General features: G+C 36.9%; 18 protein-coding genes. 6 read left to right on the top strand and 12 right to left on the bottom strand.

The features are described from left to right. Window positions 1-68: 68 nt before the first annotated feature. Together HCH28_RS05145 and HCH28_RS05140 are read left to right on the top strand one after the other, a co-directional pair. The gene (locus HCH28_RS05145; RefSeq protein ID WP_221680106.1) at window positions 69-2,363 is read left to right on the top strand and encodes a YhgE/Pip domain-containing protein; all 2,295 of its coding nucleotides are present in this window, start codon (window positions 69-71) and stop codon (window positions 2,361-2,363) included. Between the two features lie 79 nt (window positions 2,364-2,442). Further along, window positions 2,443-2,955 (top strand): PCYCGC motif-containing (lipo)protein, encoded by a 513-nt coding sequence (locus tag HCH28_RS05140; RefSeq protein ID WP_004227258.1) that lies wholly within the window; start codon window positions 2,443-2,445, stop codon window positions 2,953-2,955. Window positions 2,956-2,987: 32 nt separating this feature from the next. Here HCH28_RS05140 and HCH28_RS05135 read toward each other — a convergent pair whose 3' ends face one another. The 6 genes from HCH28_RS05135 to HCH28_RS05110 all read right to left on the bottom strand — a co-directional run bounded on the left by HCH28_RS05135 (window position 2,988) and on the right by HCH28_RS05110 (window position 10,434). Continuing rightward, window positions 2,988-5,030, bottom strand: a complete 2,043-nt coding sequence (locus tag HCH28_RS05135; protein WP_221680105.1) for a cellulose biosynthesis cyclic di-GMP-binding regulatory protein BcsB — start codon at window positions 5,028-5,030, stop codon at window positions 2,988-2,990. After that, complete coding sequence (locus tag HCH28_RS05130) at window positions 5,030-6,298, bottom strand: glycosyltransferase family 2 protein (RefSeq protein WP_221680104.1); 1,269 nt, start codon at window positions 6,296-6,298, stop codon at window positions 5,030-5,032. The genes HCH28_RS05135 and HCH28_RS05130 overlap by 1 nt, the downstream gene beginning before the upstream one ends. Further along, window positions 6,291-7,736, bottom strand: a complete 1,446-nt coding sequence (locus tag HCH28_RS05125; protein WP_221680103.1) for a DUF2334 domain-containing protein — start codon at window positions 7,734-7,736, stop codon at window positions 6,291-6,293. The genes HCH28_RS05130 and HCH28_RS05125 overlap by 8 nt, the downstream gene beginning before the upstream one ends. Then, window positions 7,726-8,583 (bottom strand): diguanylate cyclase domain-containing protein, encoded by an 858-nt coding sequence (locus HCH28_RS05120; RefSeq protein ID WP_221680102.1) that lies wholly within the window; start codon window positions 8,581-8,583, stop codon window positions 7,726-7,728. Before HCH28_RS05120 ends, HCH28_RS05125 begins: the two co-directional genes overlap by 11 nt. Further along, complete coding sequence (locus HCH28_RS05115) at window positions 8,564-9,622, bottom strand: glycosyl hydrolase family 8 (protein WP_255600728.1); 1,059 nt, start codon at window positions 9,620-9,622, stop codon at window positions 8,564-8,566. The genes HCH28_RS05120 and HCH28_RS05115 overlap by 20 nt, the downstream gene beginning before the upstream one ends. A gap of 275 nt (window positions 9,623-9,897) precedes the next feature. Beyond that, window positions 9,898-10,434, bottom strand: coding sequence for a hydrolase (locus HCH28_RS05110; RefSeq protein ID WP_221680100.1), 537 nt, complete (start codon window positions 10,432-10,434; stop codon window positions 9,898-9,900). 395 nt (window positions 10,435-10,829) lie between these two features. Between HCH28_RS05110 and serC the strand changes: the two genes are divergently transcribed. Continuing rightward, window positions 10,830-11,918: a 3-phosphoserine/phosphohydroxythreonine transaminase gene (gene serC / locus HCH28_RS05105; protein ID WP_221680099.1), complete on the top strand. Its 1,089-nt coding sequence runs from the start codon at window positions 10,830-10,832 to the stop codon at window positions 11,916-11,918. 278 nt (window positions 11,919-12,196) lie between these two features. Next, window positions 12,197-12,556 (top strand): hypothetical protein, encoded by a 360-nt coding sequence (locus HCH28_RS05100; protein ID WP_004227250.1) that lies wholly within the window; start codon window positions 12,197-12,199, stop codon window positions 12,554-12,556. A gap of 62 nt (window positions 12,557-12,618) precedes the next feature. Here HCH28_RS05100 and HCH28_RS05095 read toward each other — a convergent pair whose 3' ends face one another. The 3 genes from HCH28_RS05095 to HCH28_RS05085 are packed head-to-tail and all read right to left on the bottom strand — an operon-like array spanning window position 12,619 to window position 14,667. Then, window positions 12,619-13,047, bottom strand: coding sequence for a Fur family transcriptional regulator (locus HCH28_RS05095; protein ID WP_004227247.1), 429 nt, complete (start codon window positions 13,045-13,047; stop codon window positions 12,619-12,621). Further along, window positions 13,044-13,907 (bottom strand): metal ABC transporter permease, encoded by an 864-nt coding sequence (locus HCH28_RS05090; RefSeq protein WP_221680098.1) that lies wholly within the window; start codon window positions 13,905-13,907, stop codon window positions 13,044-13,046. The genes HCH28_RS05095 and HCH28_RS05090 overlap by 4 nt, the downstream gene beginning before the upstream one ends. Window positions 13,908-13,920: 13 nt before the next feature. Next, the gene (locus HCH28_RS05085) at window positions 13,921-14,667 is read right to left on the bottom strand and encodes a metal ABC transporter ATP-binding protein (protein WP_221680097.1); all 747 of its coding nucleotides are present in this window, start codon (window positions 14,665-14,667) and stop codon (window positions 13,921-13,923) included. 165 nt (window positions 14,668-14,832) lie between these two features. Here HCH28_RS05085 and HCH28_RS05080 point away from each other — a divergent pair, with 165 nt between their 5' ends. Next, complete coding sequence (locus HCH28_RS05080) at window positions 14,833-15,069, top strand: Nif11 family protein (protein ID WP_004227236.1); 237 nt, start codon at window positions 14,833-14,835, stop codon at window positions 15,067-15,069. Window positions 15,070-15,113: 44 nt separating this feature from the next. On the opposite strand, the gene HCH28_RS05075 is transcribed toward HCH28_RS05080, so the two are convergent. Further along, the gene (locus HCH28_RS05075; RefSeq protein ID WP_221680096.1) at window positions 15,114-16,007 is read right to left on the bottom strand and encodes a deoxyribonuclease IV; all 894 of its coding nucleotides are present in this window, start codon (window positions 16,005-16,007) and stop codon (window positions 15,114-15,116) included. A 12-nt stretch (window positions 16,008-16,019) separates the two neighbouring features. Continuing rightward, entirely contained in the window at window positions 16,020-17,321 is a 1,302-nt protein-coding gene (locus HCH28_RS05070) for a DEAD/DEAH box helicase (RefSeq protein ID WP_004227232.1), read from the bottom strand. A gap of 293 nt (window positions 17,322-17,614) precedes the next feature. Here HCH28_RS05070 and HCH28_RS05065 point away from each other — a divergent pair, with 293 nt between their 5' ends. After that, on the top strand, window positions 17,615-18,670 hold the full coding sequence (locus HCH28_RS05065) for a 2,3-butanediol dehydrogenase (protein WP_004227230.1): 1,056 nt from the start codon (window positions 17,615-17,617) through the stop codon (window positions 18,668-18,670). 50 nt (window positions 18,671-18,720) lie between these two features. Here the strand turns inward: HCH28_RS05065 and kdpC are convergent, their stop codons facing one another. Continuing rightward, complete coding sequence (gene kdpC, locus HCH28_RS05060; protein WP_221680095.1) at window positions 18,721-19,365, bottom strand: potassium-transporting ATPase subunit KdpC; 645 nt, start codon at window positions 19,363-19,365, stop codon at window positions 18,721-18,723. Window positions 19,366-19,369 lie beyond the last annotated feature (4 nt).

Genomic DNA, 19,369 nt, shown 5'->3' with positions numbered 1-19,369 from the left:
TAATTTAAAGTATATTTGGGAACATACATAGTGAGAGTTCATGCAAATTTGAATGTGGGGTGATTATGATGAAAAACTCGTTCCAGCATGTTTTTCAAATTTATACAAAAGATATCCGTAATATTGTCACAAACTGGGTCGTAGCTGTCATTATAGGTGGACTAATTTTTCTTCCTTCTCTTTATGCCTGGCTAAATATTTATGCCTCCATGGACCCTTACGCCCACACCTCTAATATGAAAATCGCGATTGTCAATGAAGATACGGGAACCACTGTAAGAGATGAAGCAATAAATGTCGGGAATGAAGTAATTGAAACTTTACGTACGAATAAAAGCTTTACTTGGAAGCTCGAGACAGAGAAAAAAGCTAAGGAACAATTAAAAAATGGTGATTTCTTTGCAATCATTATCATTCCAAATGATTTTTCGCAAAAACTAACCTCTATTCTAACCGACAAACCAACGAAGGCCCATATTGATTATTATGTAAATGAAAAAAAGAATCCTATTGCTCCTAAAATTACAAGTAAAGGCGCGAGCGTACTTACACAGCAGGTTTCGAATGAATTTGTATCCACCGTCAATGGGACACTTTTTTCTATTTTTAATACAATTGGAATTGAAATGGAACGTGACATTCCTGATTTCCGCAAATTTGAAAATTATGTTTTTACTATAGAACAGCATTTACCTGATATACATTCATTTTTAACTCAAGCCTCTACCCAAGGAAAAGAGGCAAATCAATTACTTAATCAGGCGCTGACACAAGTTCCACAGGTGGAACAACTAACAACAGATGGTTTAACTACCATTCAAAAGGGTTTACGTTTAGTGAATGAAGCAGATGCTTTATTTAATGAACTATCTCCTATCATCAAAAAGGATGTCACAACTGTTCAAAATATTGCCCAACATTTTACAGATATCATCAATAAGCTCAATCGTATAAATGTTGACCCTGCCTCTATTACACAAACAAAAGAGGCACTTAAAAATCAATTGTCAACTTCTAAAGATAGCATAACCAAGAGTATTCAAACGCTTGAGGCAATGCAAAAATTAATTCAGGCAGATGCTTCGACTCGTAAGCAATTAGAAGACTCTTTAACAACCATTATTGGTTCTTTACAGGAAAGTAATGCAGAAGCGAATCAACCAATCATCGAACAGCTTACAGCCATTCGCGAAGCCTTGGAACATCCTCCAAACTTCATTGATTCTACGTCAAATGCGCTTAGCTCATTACAACAATTACAGACTCTACATGACGATTTACTAAATAAAATAGATCAATTAAAGCCAATTGATAAAGATGTTATCAAGCAAGACATTACAGCTATTCAGCAAATCGCACAAAATGCTACAGCTAATTTACAAAAATTCTTATCCTACTATAACGAAAGTCTAGAGCCACAAATTCGATCGACCCTTACCAGTGCGAAACAAACTTTAACTAACGCTTCTACCATGCTGACAAATGTAAAACAATTCATACCTCAGGCAACAGATAAATTGACTCAGACCAAAAACACGCTAGGTACAGCAAATCAAGCTATTCAAAAAATACAAACTGAATTTCCAACTTTAAGTGCTAAAATCAAAGAATTAGCGAATAAACTACGAACTCTAGAAGAAGAAGCGGATCTAGCAGAGATTGTACAATTACTTAAAAATGATGTCAACGCCGAACGTGATTTCTTTGAGGAGCCTATTAAATTAAAGGAACATCGTGTATTCCCTATTGCGAACTATGGAACAGCCATGACACCGTTTTACACAGTACTCTCTATTTGGGTAGGCTGTTTACTGTTAATTTCATTATTGTCTGTGAATCTCCATGGAGATTCACCTTATAGTATTCGAGAAATTTACTTTGGTCGACTCTTAACATTTGCAACTTTCTCGTTTATTCAAACTCTAATTATTACCATTGGAGATATTTTCTTAGTAGACGGCTCCATTCAAGCACCTGCCTACTTTATCTTATTTGGACTTTTCATTAGTCTCGTATTTGTAACGGTTGTCTACACACTCGTTTCCGTCTTCGGTAATGTAGGAAAAGCATTAGCCATTGTGATGCTTGTGTTACAAATTGCAGGCTCTGGGGGAACCTATCCAGTCGAGTTATTGCCGAGGTTCTTCCAAATAATCAACCCTTTCTTACCTTTTACGTATGCGATTGAAATGATGCGTGAAGCTGTCGGCGGAATTATTTGGTCAACAGTCTGGATGGACCTCATTTTCCTATTAGGTTTCTGGTTCATTTTTATCCTGTTCGGATTCTTCTTAAAAAAATTATTGAGCGAGAAAATGGAACATTTCATGAACAAAACACGTGGATTAGATATATTTCACTGATTTTCAACGAGGCGTCTGTAAATGTTTATGAAAACGATGTTATAATGGAAGTATTGTAAACATGTAGGAGGCGCTATTTTTGAAGAAATCAATTACTATTTTTGTTGTATTGGCGTTACTGTTATTAAGTGCTTGTGGAGAAAATAAAAACAGTGCTGAAACCTCTCCTAAAGCAAATGACGCTTCACATGAAGGTCATGACCATGCAGAGGCATCTGTTGATATCCAAGAAGAAACGGCTTCTGCTGACGTCCTACCAACCTTTTTAGAGGGCAAGCAAGAAAATATACGCTTAGTCTATCAAATCGCTGGACAATCAACAGAGATTCTCGAATGGATGCCATGCTATTGCGGCTGTGGGGAATCTGCTGGCCATAAAAGTAATTTAAATTGCTTTATTCAGGAAAAACGTGAGGATGGTTCGATTGTTTGGGATGATCACGGGACACGTTGTTTAGTGTGCTTAGAGATTGCTGTCCAATCAGCACAACTGCACAAAGAAGGCAAGAGCTTAAAAGAAATTCGTCAGTTCATTGATGACACGTATAAAGAGGGCTATGCAAAACCAACACCAACGGACATGCCTGCATAAAAAAGCAAAGTCGCACATTCGCGACTTTGCTTTTATTGTTTTAGTTGATTTTTCTTTCGTTTACGAAGGATGATATACAGTATAACAGCAATGACAAGAATGAGCCCAACAAATTCTGCAATTAAAACATAGGATATTTCATCTTTTTTAGCTACTTTCACGTCTTCCTTATCAGCATTTTGATTTACGGCTACGACAAATTGTCCTTCTTTTGTTTCAATCGCAGCGTCTGCCTGAGAATTCGTCTCTTTCAAGTGAGCATAAAAGTCACCTTTTACAGAAGCATTTTCTAATGAATGAATCCATAATAAAGGCTCTTTTTGCTGCCAGAAATTTTTCGTTATGAACACATATTGGCCAATTGCCTCTGGTAAAAACCCTTGCGAGATAAGCTGCTCAGATGTGTGAGGAATTTTTGAGGCTTTCTTGGAAAGCCATGTTAGCTGTTCCATTTCTCCCATAAAAATGACTGCATGCCCTTGTAAAGCTTCCTCTGTCACATTCTTATCCTTCATCAGCGAGGTTTTTGCCATGTTACCATTCGTCATTAACGATTTATAAAGGGATACCATAGTTGTATCGTCAATTCCTCCATTATCAGGTATAACGATTAACGTATTTTCATGAAAAGCATTAGGATAATCACGTAATGTAAACGTTGGTTCAGCATCATCTTTTGTAATGGATAATGTGCTATTACTATCAATGTAAATCCAATAGCGTTCATTGGTTGTTTCGCAAGGATCCTCTAGTTGGAACCCTGTTACTTCAAACTGAATATCGGTCATTGACAGTTTGTTGAGCACATTTGTTTGAATCGGTATAACGGCCTCATACATATCTGTTGTAGTCTGTTCTAATTTTCGTAAATCTACTGCATGTGGAACATTATTGATATACGCGATCAATTCTAATTTTCGATCCTCATCCTCTTTACTGTCAGATATTGTTGCTGATTTTTTAACGATCAAGCGCATAATAGCTTCCTTGTTTGCCTCTAACTTTGGCAACGATACATAATAATGGGGTGTCATAGTCGCTTGGCTGGATAAAAGTCGATCCTCAAAGCCAAATTGCTTAAATGAAATCGTCGTATCAGATAACTCTTCTATTTTAGGAACATCGTTAATCGCTAATGTATCACCAATTAATTGCTCGAATAAGCTTGCTTTGGTTAAAAAAGATAGTCGCTCCTCAATAGCTTGGCCATTTGAAGAGGTTACAGCTAAAAGAGGTACTTTTTGATTCGAATTTGTATTCTGCAGCTCCTGCATCGTAAGTGTCATGGCATCTTGCTCAACGCTAATATTTGTTAACATCTTTTTGAATAGGTTTGTACTAAATTCACTTTTTGCCCCTACAAGGATGATAGGACCTCTTATCTTATTAATAGCATCTTCACGTTCAATCTGTACATCTGTGTCACCATGTTCGGATAAGAAGGCTGCGAGCTGATATGCACTATTTAAAGTGGCCTCAGAGGTCTTCTTTGGTACAATAACCGTCGTAGCATATCCCTCATAGCCTAAAAACGCAGCAGGATAGCTATTTAATGACCAAGCATCACTTTCGTCACTAAATGCTGATATAGACGATAGTATTTCAATACGTAGCCAATTACCTGCGTTGCCAGGAGGCACACAAATTCCTTCCTTAAGAATTCCATAAAAACTAGCTGTGATTTTATGAGAACCCTTTAGCAGTGCTTCTTTTGGAAGGTTAACGGTAACAGTCTGTTTTAATGAATCTGCTTTCAATGGAACTGTTTTAATTGCTACATCATCCACTTTCACTGTGAAGGAGGATGGTGCTATAAGTAGCTCAGAATGCTGGATTTGAAATGTCACTTGCTGGTTATTGGATGGGACATCCCCGTTTAGATTGTAATAAAAATCTCTTGAAGAGGAAGGTCCCAGTAATTCGATTGGCTGTGCTAGTAAGGGCTTTTTCTGCTGTTGATTGCCTTCTATTGCAATGGTGTTGTCATCTACGGTAATGGTAGCTGCAACTGCATCGTTAGCAAAACTAATAAAACCAATACAAAATAAGCACAAATAGAAGAATTTGGTTCTCATTATTCTGCTCCTTTATCTGATTTGGAAAAGCGCTCTGTTTTATACCATTGAACTTCTTGACCAGTAAACATGCGCTTTATTTCTAATAGTAATGACCAAACGACTAGCACAATCCACATTTGAGAATAGGTAAAATACATAAGTATGACATAAAAGAAATTTTTCCGATTCATTTCTGTTTTTTCAATACTTAAGGTTATCATCACTTCACCTAGAAACAGTAAAAAGGCTAAAACCCATAAAACAAGGGCAATGTCGCCAACGGTCAGTCCAATATCATAAAATAAATTAATAATAAACAGGGCATTGGATAAAATGACACCAAAGAAAAATAAAAAATACGTAAAAAAGAAATAAAATAAATCAAACATGATACTTTTTCTTTTTAGAGTGAAGAATTGACTTAAAAACTTCAGCACTACATATTGATTACCTCTTGCCCATCTAGTACGTTGCTTCCACCATACTTTTAAGGTTTCTGGTTCTTGCTCCCACGTAATGGCTTTTGGGAAAAAACGAATATGGTAGCCTAAATTGTAAACACGGATGGTTAGCTCTGTATCTTCAGCTAATGCTTTTACATCCCAACCGCCTAACTGCTCCAAAACTGTCCGTCGGATTGCAAAATTGGTACCAGGTATAGTTGCCACCTTAAACCATTTCCAACGCCCGCCTTGGGCCATCCACTGGAAACAAATCGTTTCTATATTAATAAAACGAGTTAACCATGTTTCTGCTGCATTAATAACGCGAAATTTCCCAACAGTGGCAGCCGCTTTTGAATCATTCATGAGACCCATTACTAAATACCAAACAGCCATCCGTTCAGGTGTATTATCAGCATCATAAACAACAACGATATCCCCTGTGGAATCAGCTAGTGCCGAATTTAGGGCAGAGGATTTACCCTTCCCTTTGTTTGGCTCTACCGTTTCAATGACACGAATAAATGGGAATTTCTCTGCGTACCGCGCTGCAATAGCACCAGTTTCATCTGAGGAATTATCATTAATAACAATTACCTCGAGTTGATCTTTCGGATAATATAGTCGTGACATGGCTCGTAGTGTCTGTTCAATCACAAGTGCTTCATTGTGCGCTGGTATAAAGACACTGACAGAGGGAACCTTGTCCATTTTTTTAGCCCAGTCATCAATTGGCTTTTCAAAAGTACGAAAGTGTAAGTAGCCACCCTCCATTAAAAACATATGATAAAGCAGCATGATCCAAATGAGGAAAAGTGATATAAAAAATAATGTATTAGCCATTTGTTTTCCTCTCCTCAAATAATCTCTTACGTAAGGTAATACGTAAACGCAAGGTACTAATAAAAAATAATGTGACAAACAGCGAAACAATCAAGACAAGCACCCATAAAATTAATTCAAATGGTCGTTCATCAAATAATATTTTTAAACGTTCGATCTTTGTAAATGCTAATTGTATTGTTTGTTCACCGTTTTCATGTTGCTTAATCGAAACATTTTTGGATGTTACTTGTTGCTTCGTCTGTCTGAGATTAAGTAGTTCAATTTGTGGATGTTCCCTTAAATAAGCGGCAAGCTCCTGAACATAGGAAGCATTAAAATAGGCAGGATATTGAATACCGATGATAGAATTAGGAACTTTTAATAATAGGTTTATCTTTTGTTTCACCGGATAGAAAGAATATGTTTCTGTTTCTGCCATAGATCCCGCTGTAATCGGATAAATTGTATGGTTCTCTTCGCTTTTTGTTATAAATAATTGCTGACTGTCCTGCTGGATACTACTGGTAAAAAGGGAATTATCCCCCTGACTTATAGTAGGATAGATTTTACGTAGCACTAAATACTCAAGGTTTTTTTCAGTTGAATTAGATGAAGAAAGGATAAATGCATAACCTTCCTTTTGTAATTTTTGTAAATAACTTAATAGTTTTTTATTTTCGTGCAAATAGTAGGATCTTTTATCACTTTCATCTACTACAATAGGTGCCACTTCAAGAGCAATCGGTAATTTTTTTGCTGAAAACTCCAGCACGAGCTTTTTTAACTTTTGCATATCTGTATTCATATTAATATCTGATAATACAATAAAAGCGGGGTGTATCTGAGGCTTTGATATTTGCAAAAGCTCCCCCATGATCGCTGGCCACTGATATTGCAATGTATCTTTATTAATAAAATCACCGATAAAAGACCAATTATTTTTTTTGACGATAAAAGGATATGTCTTATTCAAAGAGGTAGCTCTCTCTACTATTTCAAAATCCCCTGATGGTATTACACTTTTCCATTTTATGGAGTTATTTAATACTTCTCCCCCAATAGCTCGAAGTTCCACTACTGGGCCCTCCTTCCATTTTGAAAAAGGAGAAAACTGAAATACATTTTCACCAATCAAAATGGCCGACCCTGAGAATTGATCTATTGCAGACAAGGCATTTGGAGGAATTCTAGTTGGATAGTTATTCATAACAACAATGCGTTTATAAGATTGAAGCATCTGTTCGTTTACATCTTCTATTGATAAAACATCTACTGACGTAAAATTTTCAAGCATGTCTTGTAATGCCAATACATCGATATTAGGCTGCTTGGAACTAGTGACATAAATCAATGCAATGTCCTTATTTTTTTCGGATGCTAGTACAGAGTCACATATAGTGAAAGTATAAAAACAAAGCAATCCAAAGGCGATCCAAAAGCTATAATTAGAGCGCATTTGTTTTCATCTCTCTTTCCAGATCCGATAAAATTTCATCGAACGTCGACTCCGTAAGTGGAAGATACGTATAGAAACTAGTTTTATAATTTAATGTTACCCATTTTCCGTTTAACAATTGATGATTTTTTAAGGCTTGGTCTAATTTATTATAAATAATTTCCATATACTGGTCTGTTGTATCAATTAATAATAACCCAATATGATTTTCGCGAAACCGAAATTTTTTATCTGTTTGTCTAACCGTTTGATGTATCCTTTGAGAAAGTTGTTGCCATAAGTGTTGGACTTCTTTAGCCCCATAAAGCTTTTGAAATTGATCATAATTCTCAAGTTTTAAAATGATAAAGACAAAAGTGTGCTTATGCCTATCTGCTCTACGCATCTCTTCATTCACTGTTATTCGCATACGTGTTTCATTATCAAACCCTGTTTCCACATCAATTGCTACATAGTTTCTAACATCTTCTTGTAATTTTTTTATGTAGCTTGCCTGTTCTGTCATTAATTCATGCACCTTTCCTGCACAAAGTATGAGGAGTAACAGCACGATGCCATAAAGGAAAAAAAACTGCATGGAAAATGAAGGGTTTAGAAATGTCATTGTTCCAGTTATTCCCGTATAGAGTAATGTTGAACCTGTAATAAAAATAAAGATGAGACTGCTAATAAGCCCAAATACCATTCCTCTCCAAAGGGTAAGCACTATTAAAAGCATTAAAAACAAGTAAAGTAAATAACCTTCTGCATCCTGACGCAATAAAAAATAGGCAGGTATTTGTAATAGTAAGATTAGGATTGACCCATATATAAAAATTGCTTTATTTCTATTCATTGTTAATCGCATTTTCTACCTCCTTTTCTGCTAATAGTGGTAGTAAATTATCAAAACTATGCGTTGATCGTGTATTTTTTTCAACATAACCTGAAGTAGGATCTTTTAGCGATAACATTTTCTCAATGAAGATCTGTGCGTTTTGCTGCTCTTCTAAAACGAGCATATATCGAGCTGCCATTGCATACACAGCAGGAGATTCATAGCTCACGGTTGGTTGATTCGTTTGTGCGTTATAACGCCCATATAATTTCCCGTCTCTTTTCAACAGATTTAACAGCCAGCGTTTAAAAGGTTCGGTATCTTCATCAATGGAAACCATATGATATGCTACATATAATTGATCAATCATGTGCAGTTCTTCATCAAATCTATAACTTTTAGAGGGAATATCATAATACTTTGGATAGAATCCTTGTTCAGTGAGAGGGGCATTTTTTAAAATAGCTAACTGATCTCGGACTTGCTGTTGAGACAACAATCCATTTTTTTCCATTATGTAAAAAGCGGAAGGCATTAGGTAACTCATTGTCAATGTATTTGCTTGTGCAAGGCTTGAAACATCTACATAATCCACAAATAATCCTTCATTCATTCCATGTATGGTCAAATTTTCGCCAATTTTTTTTCCTAGTTGGACATACGTTGATTCATGCCACTTTTCACCTGCTTCTAGTAATACACGGATGATTCGCAAATCATCAATTAGGGCATTAACTGTGGCTTTTTTTGTGCCTTCTAGTCGCCAAACAATAAAGTCGCTTTTTAAAAAGTAGGATTTCATAACATTGACCTGGTCATCGAAACGAGCTCGATCGCCTTTTTCTAATAAATAAGCAAGCCATAGTCCTACTGATTCCGATAAAAATAAATCTTTCTGGCTTGTTAAATCTGTGCTTATTAACCCTTCATCATTCAGTAAATTTTGAATAACAAATTGTTCTGTTGGTGAAAGAGGTTCTTTTTGTAAAGCTACTTCTTTACCTGTACAACTTATTGAAATAAGAACGACACTAACTATTAACAGTAACCATCTCACATTTTTTTTCATAGTCATCATCCTAATTAAATGTTATTTACCCATTACGAATTCCCGATTTTTAATTATAGTATACAACAAATGGAATGGCTAAGTTTTTATGTGAGTAATGTCACGCATAATCTAGCCCTTAAATAAAAAAGATGCCCAACAAAGGTCTATAGACCCATCGAACATCTATACTTTTTCAATCTAACCCAATTTCTTTGTATATATTTCTCTTGAAAACAAAATTGTTATTACAATGAATGGAATACATATACCAATTGTTTCAATTTTAGTTGGCGTTATTTAACAAGCTTCAAAATGGTTTTAAAATGCTCATGATCTGCCCGTTGTAGTAGCTCATACAAGATCATTTCGGTGCTAGTTGGGGAAATACCAAGCGCATGCATCTTTGTAAGCCCAATTTCTTTATTTGTCTTTGTTCGAGAGGATACGGCATCTACAACAACCTCTACTTCAAATCCTTGTTCTTTCAGCTGTCTAGCCGATTGGTACACACAAATATGTGTTTCGATACCTGTCACAATGAATTGAGTGCGTCCATTTTCCTTCATCGCTTCTACAAATGTCTCTTCTTGGCACGCACTAAAGGCCATTTTAGGAATCGGTTGCCCTTGTAAATGCTGAGCAATCTCAAGAGCCGTTCCGCCTAAACGACTTGGATTTTGTTCTAGCCATAAAATAGGTACTTCCAGTGCCTGCATTGCTTGTACGAGCTTTGCCACATTTTCAATTACCATTTCACTGTCATCAACAATTGTTGCTAACTTTCCTTGTACATCTACAACTACTAAACAAGCTTTCTCTACGGTAAACATCCTAAACACCTCTTTTTCTTTTCTTTATAATATTATACAAAAACCTGCTTATCTCTCGTAAAGTAATAAGGAAATTTCTCTAACAAGCGATTTTAATGTTTTTGCTTTAGCCTGTAGATTTCACACTTCTAATAAAGGAGTATTCGTAAACAAAAACACGAACATTATCATTTTTATTGCCATAAAAAATATTTAATATACGGAAAATATAACTTAATTTCAAAAATAACCTTCTTTTTGTTCGTTTTTAATGAAAAATACCTGCTTAAATGTGTACATTTTGTTGCGAGCCTGTCGCCATTCTGCTCAAATATTAAGAATTTTATTTTTTCTCTTGAAAATTAGGTTATAATCCAGTAAAGTTCTGTTATTAACCAAACAAGGAGTGTACCACTTTGACACAACGTGCATACAATTTCAACGCAGGTCCATCTGCTCTACCACAAGAAGTATTAGAAAATGCTCAACAGCAATTAGTAAACTTCCGTGATTCAGGTATGTCCATTATGGAAATGAGTCACCGAAGTGCCATTTTTGATGAAGTACATAACGAAGCCATTACTTTATTAAAAAAACTTTATGCTATTCCAGAAAACTATGAGGTACTATTCTTACAGGGTGGAGCAAGCCTTCAGTTTACAATGGTGCCCATGAACTTCTTAACAACTGAGCAAAAAGCTAGCTATGTATTATCAGGCTCATGGTCTGAGAAAGCTTTTAAGGAAGCTAAATTATTTGGGATACCTGTTGAAGCTGCAAGCACAAAAGAAAACCAATACCGCAATATTCCTGCTTTAGAAGATATTCAATTCAATGAAGATGATGCATATGTTCACATCACATCTAATAATACGATATATGGTACGCAATGGAAAAACTACCCTGATACAGGAAATGTTCCATTAGTGGCAGATATGTCAAGTGACATCCTATCTAAACCAGTTGATATTGAAAAGTTCGGAATCATCTACGCTGGTGCTCAAAAAAACCTTGGTCCTTCAGGTGTAACGGTCGTAATTATTCGCAAAGATTTACTTGAAAAAGCCAATAAAAATATTCCAACGATGCTAAAGTATACAACACATGCCGATAGTAATTCACTTTATAATACACCTCCAACATTTGGGATCTATATGCTAGGCGAGGTGTTAAAATGGGTTGAAGCTAAAGGCGGCGTAGCAGAAGTTGAAAAACATAATGAATTAAAGGCAAAAGTCATTTATGATGCCATTGACAATAGTAATGGTTTCTATAAAGGCCATGCCACACCTGAAAGCCGTTCTTTAATGAACATTACATTCCGTGTTGCAGATGAGGAGCTGGAAAAACAATTCCTTGCCGAGGCAAAGGCAGCAGGTTTTGTTGGGCTAAATGGACATCGTTCAGTAGGTGGTTGTCGTGCTTCCACTTATAATGCAGTGCCCCTTGAGGCATGTGAAGCTTTACGAGATTTCATGGTAGATTTCCAACAAAAACATCAATAAACTTCTATTTAAAAGATGAATCTTTACAGAAATGTAAAGACTCATCTTTTTTCGCGCTTGTAGAAGGAAATAAGAAATCTATCCCCATACAATTAGCTTGATTAGATGTTTATAGCAATATTTCAGCTTAGGGCTTTACACATTGCAAAAGTTTTTGAGAAAAATATAGATTTTTAAGCTGCCTATCGGACATATCGCCAGCCTCTAGCTATGCACCAAACATAGATTATTACTGTAAGGGTTACCTTTACGAAAATAGAGGAAGGGAGGTCTAGACAATGGAAGATAAAAGATACATGTCACATATGAACTGGCAAGGCTGTAAATGTCCTAAAAAAGAGGAAAAATGCTGTCAACGTAAAGTTGAAAAATGTCCTTGTCAAAAAGAGGAAAAATGTACACCAAGAATGAGCAGCAACTGTAGAGGCTGTATTTGTCACCAATTAAGAAAATTAGAGCTAGCTACTACACTAGATATCTTCTTATCTGGAGGTATTAGCTTCTTAGGTGTGACTTTCATTTCCTTCGATCCAAGAAATTGCTGTGCATACTTCCTTGAGCCAGGTGCAGCAGCTGCTTCTCCTTTAATTGTAGATTGCAATAAAATTGTTGCGATTCGTCGAGTGGCAGTAGCTTAATCCTTTTAGAGGGTAGCCTTCTATAGGCACCCTCTTCTTACATAGAAAAAACTCTGTCACATTTAATGTGACAGAGTTTCATGCTTACAATCAGGACATTTACCATATATTTCAAACTTATGATTTTCAATTTCATAATCAGGCAATTTTTCACCTAACATTTCCATTGGACAAAGATTAAGCTCTTTGACGTTGCCACAGTCCATACAGATAAAATGATGGTGATGATGCGCAGATTCACAGTGCATACGGAAATTACGTTCCCCTGATAGCTCTGTTTCTTCTAATATTCCAAGTTTCACAAAAGTAGCAAGGTTACGATAAATGGTATCAAAACTCATTCCCGGAAAATCTTTTTTTAAAACATCCAATAAATCACGGGCTGTTAGATATTTATCTGTTGCTGCAAACATATCTAATATTAACTCCCGTTTATCTGTTTTTTTATAGCCATTTTCCTTTAATATTTCCCACGCTCTTGAAATATTCATTGCGCTACCTCCCCCTGCTTTGCAGCCATTTTAAATGCTACTTTCTTCCCTAGGATTACAAGTAACAAAATCAGAATAGAAGTGACAACAATCGTGCCTCCTGGCGCTAAATCCATATAAAATGCGCTAATTAGGCCAATTAGTACAGCTGTTTCTCCAAAAACAATTGCAAAAATGATGGTTTGCTTAAAGCCCTTTGCTAAGCGCATTGCGGCTGCAACAGGCAATGTCATTAGAGATGATACAAGTAAAATTCCAACTATTCGCATACTTGCCGCAATGACAAGTGCTGTCACAATCATAAATAAAAGATGAACCCAACGAGCCGGAAGTCCGCTAGCTTTTGCATATTCCTCATCAAAAGACAAAACAAATAATTCTTTAAAAAATAAAAACAAAAAGACAATCACAATGGCAGCAATGCCAATCACTACCCATAAGTCTTGACGAGATACAGCAGAAACCGAGCCGAATAAATAACTCATTAAATCTGTGCTAAAACCACTGGCAAGTGAAATAAAGATGGCGCTAATTCCAATACCACCTGACATGATGATTGGAATGGCAAGCTCCTCATAGTGCTTATACAAACGTCTTAAACGCTCAATCAAGACAGAGCCACTCACAGAGGCTAGTATTCCTAGATAAATAGGATTGAGCATTGCAAAGGCTGTTACCGATTGACTAATGTATAAGCTCCCAGCAATTCCTGCGAGTGTTACATGCGACAAAGCATCCGCAATCAAGGATAGCCTACGTACAACAATAAACACACCCAGAAGTGGCGCTAGTATGCCAATTAATAATCCAGAGAAAAAGGCATTTTGTAAAAATTCATAATGTAAAATTGCTTCAATCATGTGCCTGCTCCTTCTAGTGAATCTTTCTCACGGAATGGCCATACCAAGCGTCTAGCGCATCCTGAGAAATATTATCAAATTCATTTTTATAGCCGTGGAAGTGAATAGTTTGATTCAAACATGCTACATGGCTGATACGATTCGATACCGTATCGACATCGTGTGTGACAAGAATCATCGTAATTCCTTGTTCCCGATTTAATTTCGCCAGCATATCATAAAATGACTGCACATTCTCGTGATCAATGCCGACAGTTGGCTCATCTAAAATGAGCAGTTTGGGATCACTGACTAAAGCTCTTGCAATAAAAACACGTTGTTGTTGTCCACCAGATAGCTCTCCAATGTTGCGATTCATATAAGAATCCATGCCAACTGCCTTTAAAGCTTCTTGTACTTTGTCTTTGGCATCTCGGCCAGGTCTTTTAAAAAGCCCTAATTTTTTCGTTAATCCACTTTTCACGACCTCTTGCACGGTTGCCGGGAACCCAGAATTAAAGGCATTGGATTTTTGCGAGACATAGCCAATCCATTCACGGTGCTTAAAATTTGCACTTGGTTCACCAAATAATTTTATTTCTCCGGATAAAGGTTTCAGCAAACCTAAAATTATTTTTAGTAGTGTTGATTTTCCCGAACCATTTGGGCCGAGTAGTGCTAAAAAATCTCCCTCTTCTACACGAAAAGAAATGTTTTTTAAAACTTGCGTATAGTCATATTGAAATGACACATTTTCAATGTCAATTAGTGTTGTTTTCATGCATGATCGCTTCTTTCTAATTCAAAATCATTACGATTTACAAATTGTAAGTATAAAGGAAAGTGCAGTTTTTGTAAAGAAAAGAGGATGGATGCTTTTTCGAACAGCTGATTGCAGGCGTGTAAATGATTTCGTGAAAATAAATAAGATAAAGGAGGATTGACTTTGAGTATTCAATTTTTACAGCAATTAGCACAAAGCACGGATAAGGAAATTGTCGCGATTGCTCGTGAAGAAGGCTTTAGCATTACGACTTCTGAAGTAAAAAAACTTCGACCTTATTTGGAGCAATTCTCATTTTCTTGGCTATTTTTAGGTATTCCTAAAGATATTCTTGTTGAAGTGGAGGCCGTTTTAGGAAGAAAGCGCTCTCGTCAACTCATCGCCTTGTTTACAAAATAAAAAAAGCCCGAAATCAGAACTAGCCTGATTTCGGGTTATTGCTTTTAGCCTTTTAAAGCTTCAATATGTTCAGGCTTAAAAGTACCGTTTCGTAACATATCAATTTCCACTTTATACGGAGCTACCTTAGATTTAGCGTCACTCTTGAGAGGGACAAAGGGTGTTTCTAAAATTTTAGGAACATCCATTAATTGTGGATGGTGTACTACATAATTGAGGGCATCAAAGCCAATATGACCAAAGCCAATATTTTCGTGACGATCCTTACCTGCACCGCGCACATTTTTGGAGTCATTGATATGCAATACTTTAATGCGTTCCACGCCTATAATTTTATCAAATTCGTTTAATACACCATCAAAATCTTCCACGATATTATAGCCAGCATCATGTGTATGACAAGTATCAAAGCATACTGAAAGTCGCTCGTTATTCGTTACACCATCAATAATTTTAGCAAGTTCTTCAAAGGAACGCCCACATTCTGTCCCCTTCCCTGCCATGGTTTCTAATGCAATTTGAACGGGATAGTCCTGAGATAGTACCTCATTTAAACCTTCAATGATTTTAGCAATACCAGCATCAGCACCAGCACCTACATGGGCACCAGGGTGTAAAACAATTTGCGTTGCCTCCAGTGCCGCAGTACGTTCAATTTCCGATTGTAGAAAATCTACACCGAGACGGAATGTTTCTGGTTTTTCCGTATTGCCAATATTAATAATGTAAGGTGCATGTACAACAATATTGGTCATCCCATGCTCTTTCATATGCAGGAGTCCATTCATAATGTTCAAGTCAGCAATGGCTTTGCGACGTGTATTTTGCGGTGCTCCAGTATAAATCATAAATGTATTGGCTCCGTATGACAGTGCCTCTTTACTAGAGCCGAGTAGCATTTCTTTACCGCTCATCGAAACATGTGAGCCAAGTAACATGTAAAAGCCCCCTTATTTTTTACCGCGTGCCTTTAAGCGACGTTCACGTTTTTTAATTTTTTCCATTTCCCACTTCATATTACGTTTATAGCCAGGTTTTACCTTTTTGGGCTTACGTACCAACGATTTTGCTTTCACATCAATTTCATTCTCTTGCTTCACACGGTTTTTACGTGCATGACGCTCTTTTAACTCTGACCATTCGCCATCTTTTACATCTTTTTGCACAAAAGGAATGCCCATTTTTTCTACGCGAACTACTGCATCCTCGTCTGATGGCTCAAATAAAGTAATGGCTGTCCCTTTATTGCCTGCACGCGCTGTTCGACCAACACGGTGAATAAAGAATTCTAAGTCCTCTGGAATCTCGTAGTTAATAACATGAGAAATGCCTTGGATATCAATACCACGAGCAGCTAAGTCAGTTGCTACAATGTATTGGTAGTCAAGATCACGGATTTGCTTCATCATTTTTTTACGATCACGTGGACTTAAATCACCGTGAATTTGGCCACAACGGATACCATGCTCATTTAAGTAGCCAGCAACGTGTTCTGCTGTCTTACGTGTGTTGGTAAAGATAACAGCTAAAAAGGGATTAATGCCCTCAATGACTTCTAATAAACGTTTATTACGCGATTTTGAACGCACTGGTACAAGGACAAAATCGATGCCTTCTGCCACTGGTCGTTTATCATTCATATGGACATGCACTGGCGCTTCCATATATTTCTTTAAAAATGGTTGAAGTTTTTCTGGAATTGTTGCAGAAAAAACATACATTTCAAGCTTTTCTGGCATCTGTGAAGCAAATCCATCAATCTCTTCAATGAAGCCCATATCAAAAGCTAGATCTGCTTCATCGACAACTAAAATTGGTGCTGTATGCACAAATAACGCTTGTGCTGAAACAAGGTCACGAATACGTCCTGGTGTTCCAACAACAATTTGTGGCTGTGTTTTTAATTTATCAATGGAGCGTTGTTTGTCCGTACCCCCAATAAATAGTTTTGCTTGAATAGCAGTTCCTTCTATTAATTGATTTAATGCATCAAAAATTTGCTGTGCTAACTCTCGTGTAGGAGAAGTAATAACGGCCTGTACTTCCTGTTTTTCTACATCAATACGTTGAACAATTGGAATTAAAAAACTATGTGTTTTCCCTGTTCCTGTATGTGCCTGTCCAATAGCACTTTTCCCTTTTAATAAAAGCGGAATAATTTCTTTTTGAATTGGTGTCGGTTCTGTAAAGCCAAGATTTGCAATGGCGTCCTGCAAAAATGGCTGAAAATTATAATCAGTATATTTTGACATCATTCGTTCCTCCTAACATCTTTTTCATTGTACCATGATTCGAACTTTAAGGTATATTTACGTTCTATTTCTTACTAGCATAAACATATTTTTAATGTTTTATTATCACCGTAACAAAGCCCTTATCAAAGGTACTTGAAATACGCAGAATATGCAATCAAAAAAGCGCTGTAACAATGTTCGAAAACGCTTGTAATATGTAATTTTTATGTCAATTTATAGGGAACTAATGATTAGCAGATTCCCCACATGTTATAATAGAGCTGTAAGATATTATGGGAGGTTGGTAGATTATGAAAGCAGCAAGATGGTATAAAGCAAAAGACATCCGTGTAGAAAACATTGAAGAACCAGTCATCGCACCTGGAAAAGTAAAAATCAAAGTACATTGGACAGGGATTTGTGGCAGTGATTTACATGAATACGCAGCTGGGCCAATCTTTATTCCAGTGGAGCAACCTCACTATGTAAGTAAAGACATAGCACCTATTGTAATGGGACATGAATTTTCAGGTGAAGTAGTTGAAATTGGCGATGGTGTTACATCTGTTAAAATTGGTGATCCTGTAGTAGTAGAACCAATCCTTGCATGTGGCGAATGTGCTGCCTGTAAAAAAGGTAAATATAATATTTGTAAACATTTAGGTTTCCATGGTCTTTCAGGCGGTGGCGGAGGATTCTCCGAATATACAATGGTAGATGAAAAAATGGTTCACAAAATGCCAGAAGGGCTTTCTTATGAGCAAGGAGCACTTGTAGAACCAGCAGCAGTCGCTTTACATGCCGTGCGTCAAAGTAAATTAAAAGCCGGTGACAAAGCTGCCGTCTTTGGAACAGGACCAATTGGGCTTCTTGTCATTGAAGCATTACGTGCAGCGGGCGCAGCAGAAATTTATGCTGTAGAGCTTTCAGCAGAGCGTGCCGCGAAAGCTTTAGAACTTGGTGCAACAGCCGTCATTAACCCTAAAGAGGAAGATGCCGTTGCGCGTCTACATGAATTAACAAATGGTGGTGTAGATGTTGCCTTTGAAGTAACGGGCGTTCCTGTGGTATTACAACAAGCTATTGACTCCACAACTTTTGAAGGTGAAACAATCATCGTATCGATTTGGGAGTCTACAGCTGCTATCCAACCGAACAATATCGTTTTATCAGAGCGAACAGTCAAAGGAATTATTGCTTACCGCGATATCTTCCCAGCCGTAATGGAGCTGATGACACAAGGTTACTTCCCTGCAGACAAGCTTGTAACGAAACGAATTGCTCTTGATGAAGTGGTAACAGAAGGCTTTGAGGCATTAATGAAGGAACGTAATCATATTAAAATTCTTGTAAATTCTCAAGCATAAAATACGATCAGGTAGAGAACCAAGCATTTCTCTACCTGATTTTATAGTTATTATTGTTGTTTATTATCCATTTTTTTCATGATTGTTAAATTTGCCATTAGAACGTTCACTTTATTTTCTCCAAAGATCCCGAGTGTTCGTTTCTCCGTATTTTCTTCAATGATTTTTCCAATCTCTTCTTCTGAAAGACCGCTTGCTAGGGCAATGCGCTTCACTTGAATGTTTGCAGCCTTCACACTAATATGTGGATCTAGCCCTGAGCCAGAAGCGGTCATTAAATCTGCTGGTATATCTTGGCGTTTTACTGTTGGGTTTGCTAGTAGAAACTTCTTGATATCTGCTTCAATTCGCTTCTTCAATTCTGGATTAGATGGTGCATAGTTAAAAGTTCCAGAGGTCACTCCACTATAATTTAACTGACCATTTTTGTCTGGTACCGTATCATCCTCAGTATAAACATTATAATGAATGGCTGAAACACGTCCCCAGAAATATGATGGTGCTGAAAAGGATTGACCGATCAGTTCTGAACCAACAGCTTTACCATTGATTTCTAGTAAACTACCATTTGCTTGATGATGAAGTAATCCTTGAGCTAAAGCAGTCACCGCAAATGGGTAGATTAGCCCACACAGTATAAACATTGTTATTGTAATAAGAATTGCTTGCTTTAAGTTCACAAATAGTTTCCGCATGTAC

It is taken from the genome of Lysinibacillus sp. K60 (genome assembly GCF_019731275.1).
Classification (GTDB): domain Bacteria; phylum Bacillota; class Bacilli; order Bacillales_A; family Planococcaceae; genus Lysinibacillus; species Lysinibacillus capsici.
The sequence above is the reverse complement of the archived record's forward strand: the minus strand, read 5'-3'. Positions and strand labels throughout refer to the sequence as shown.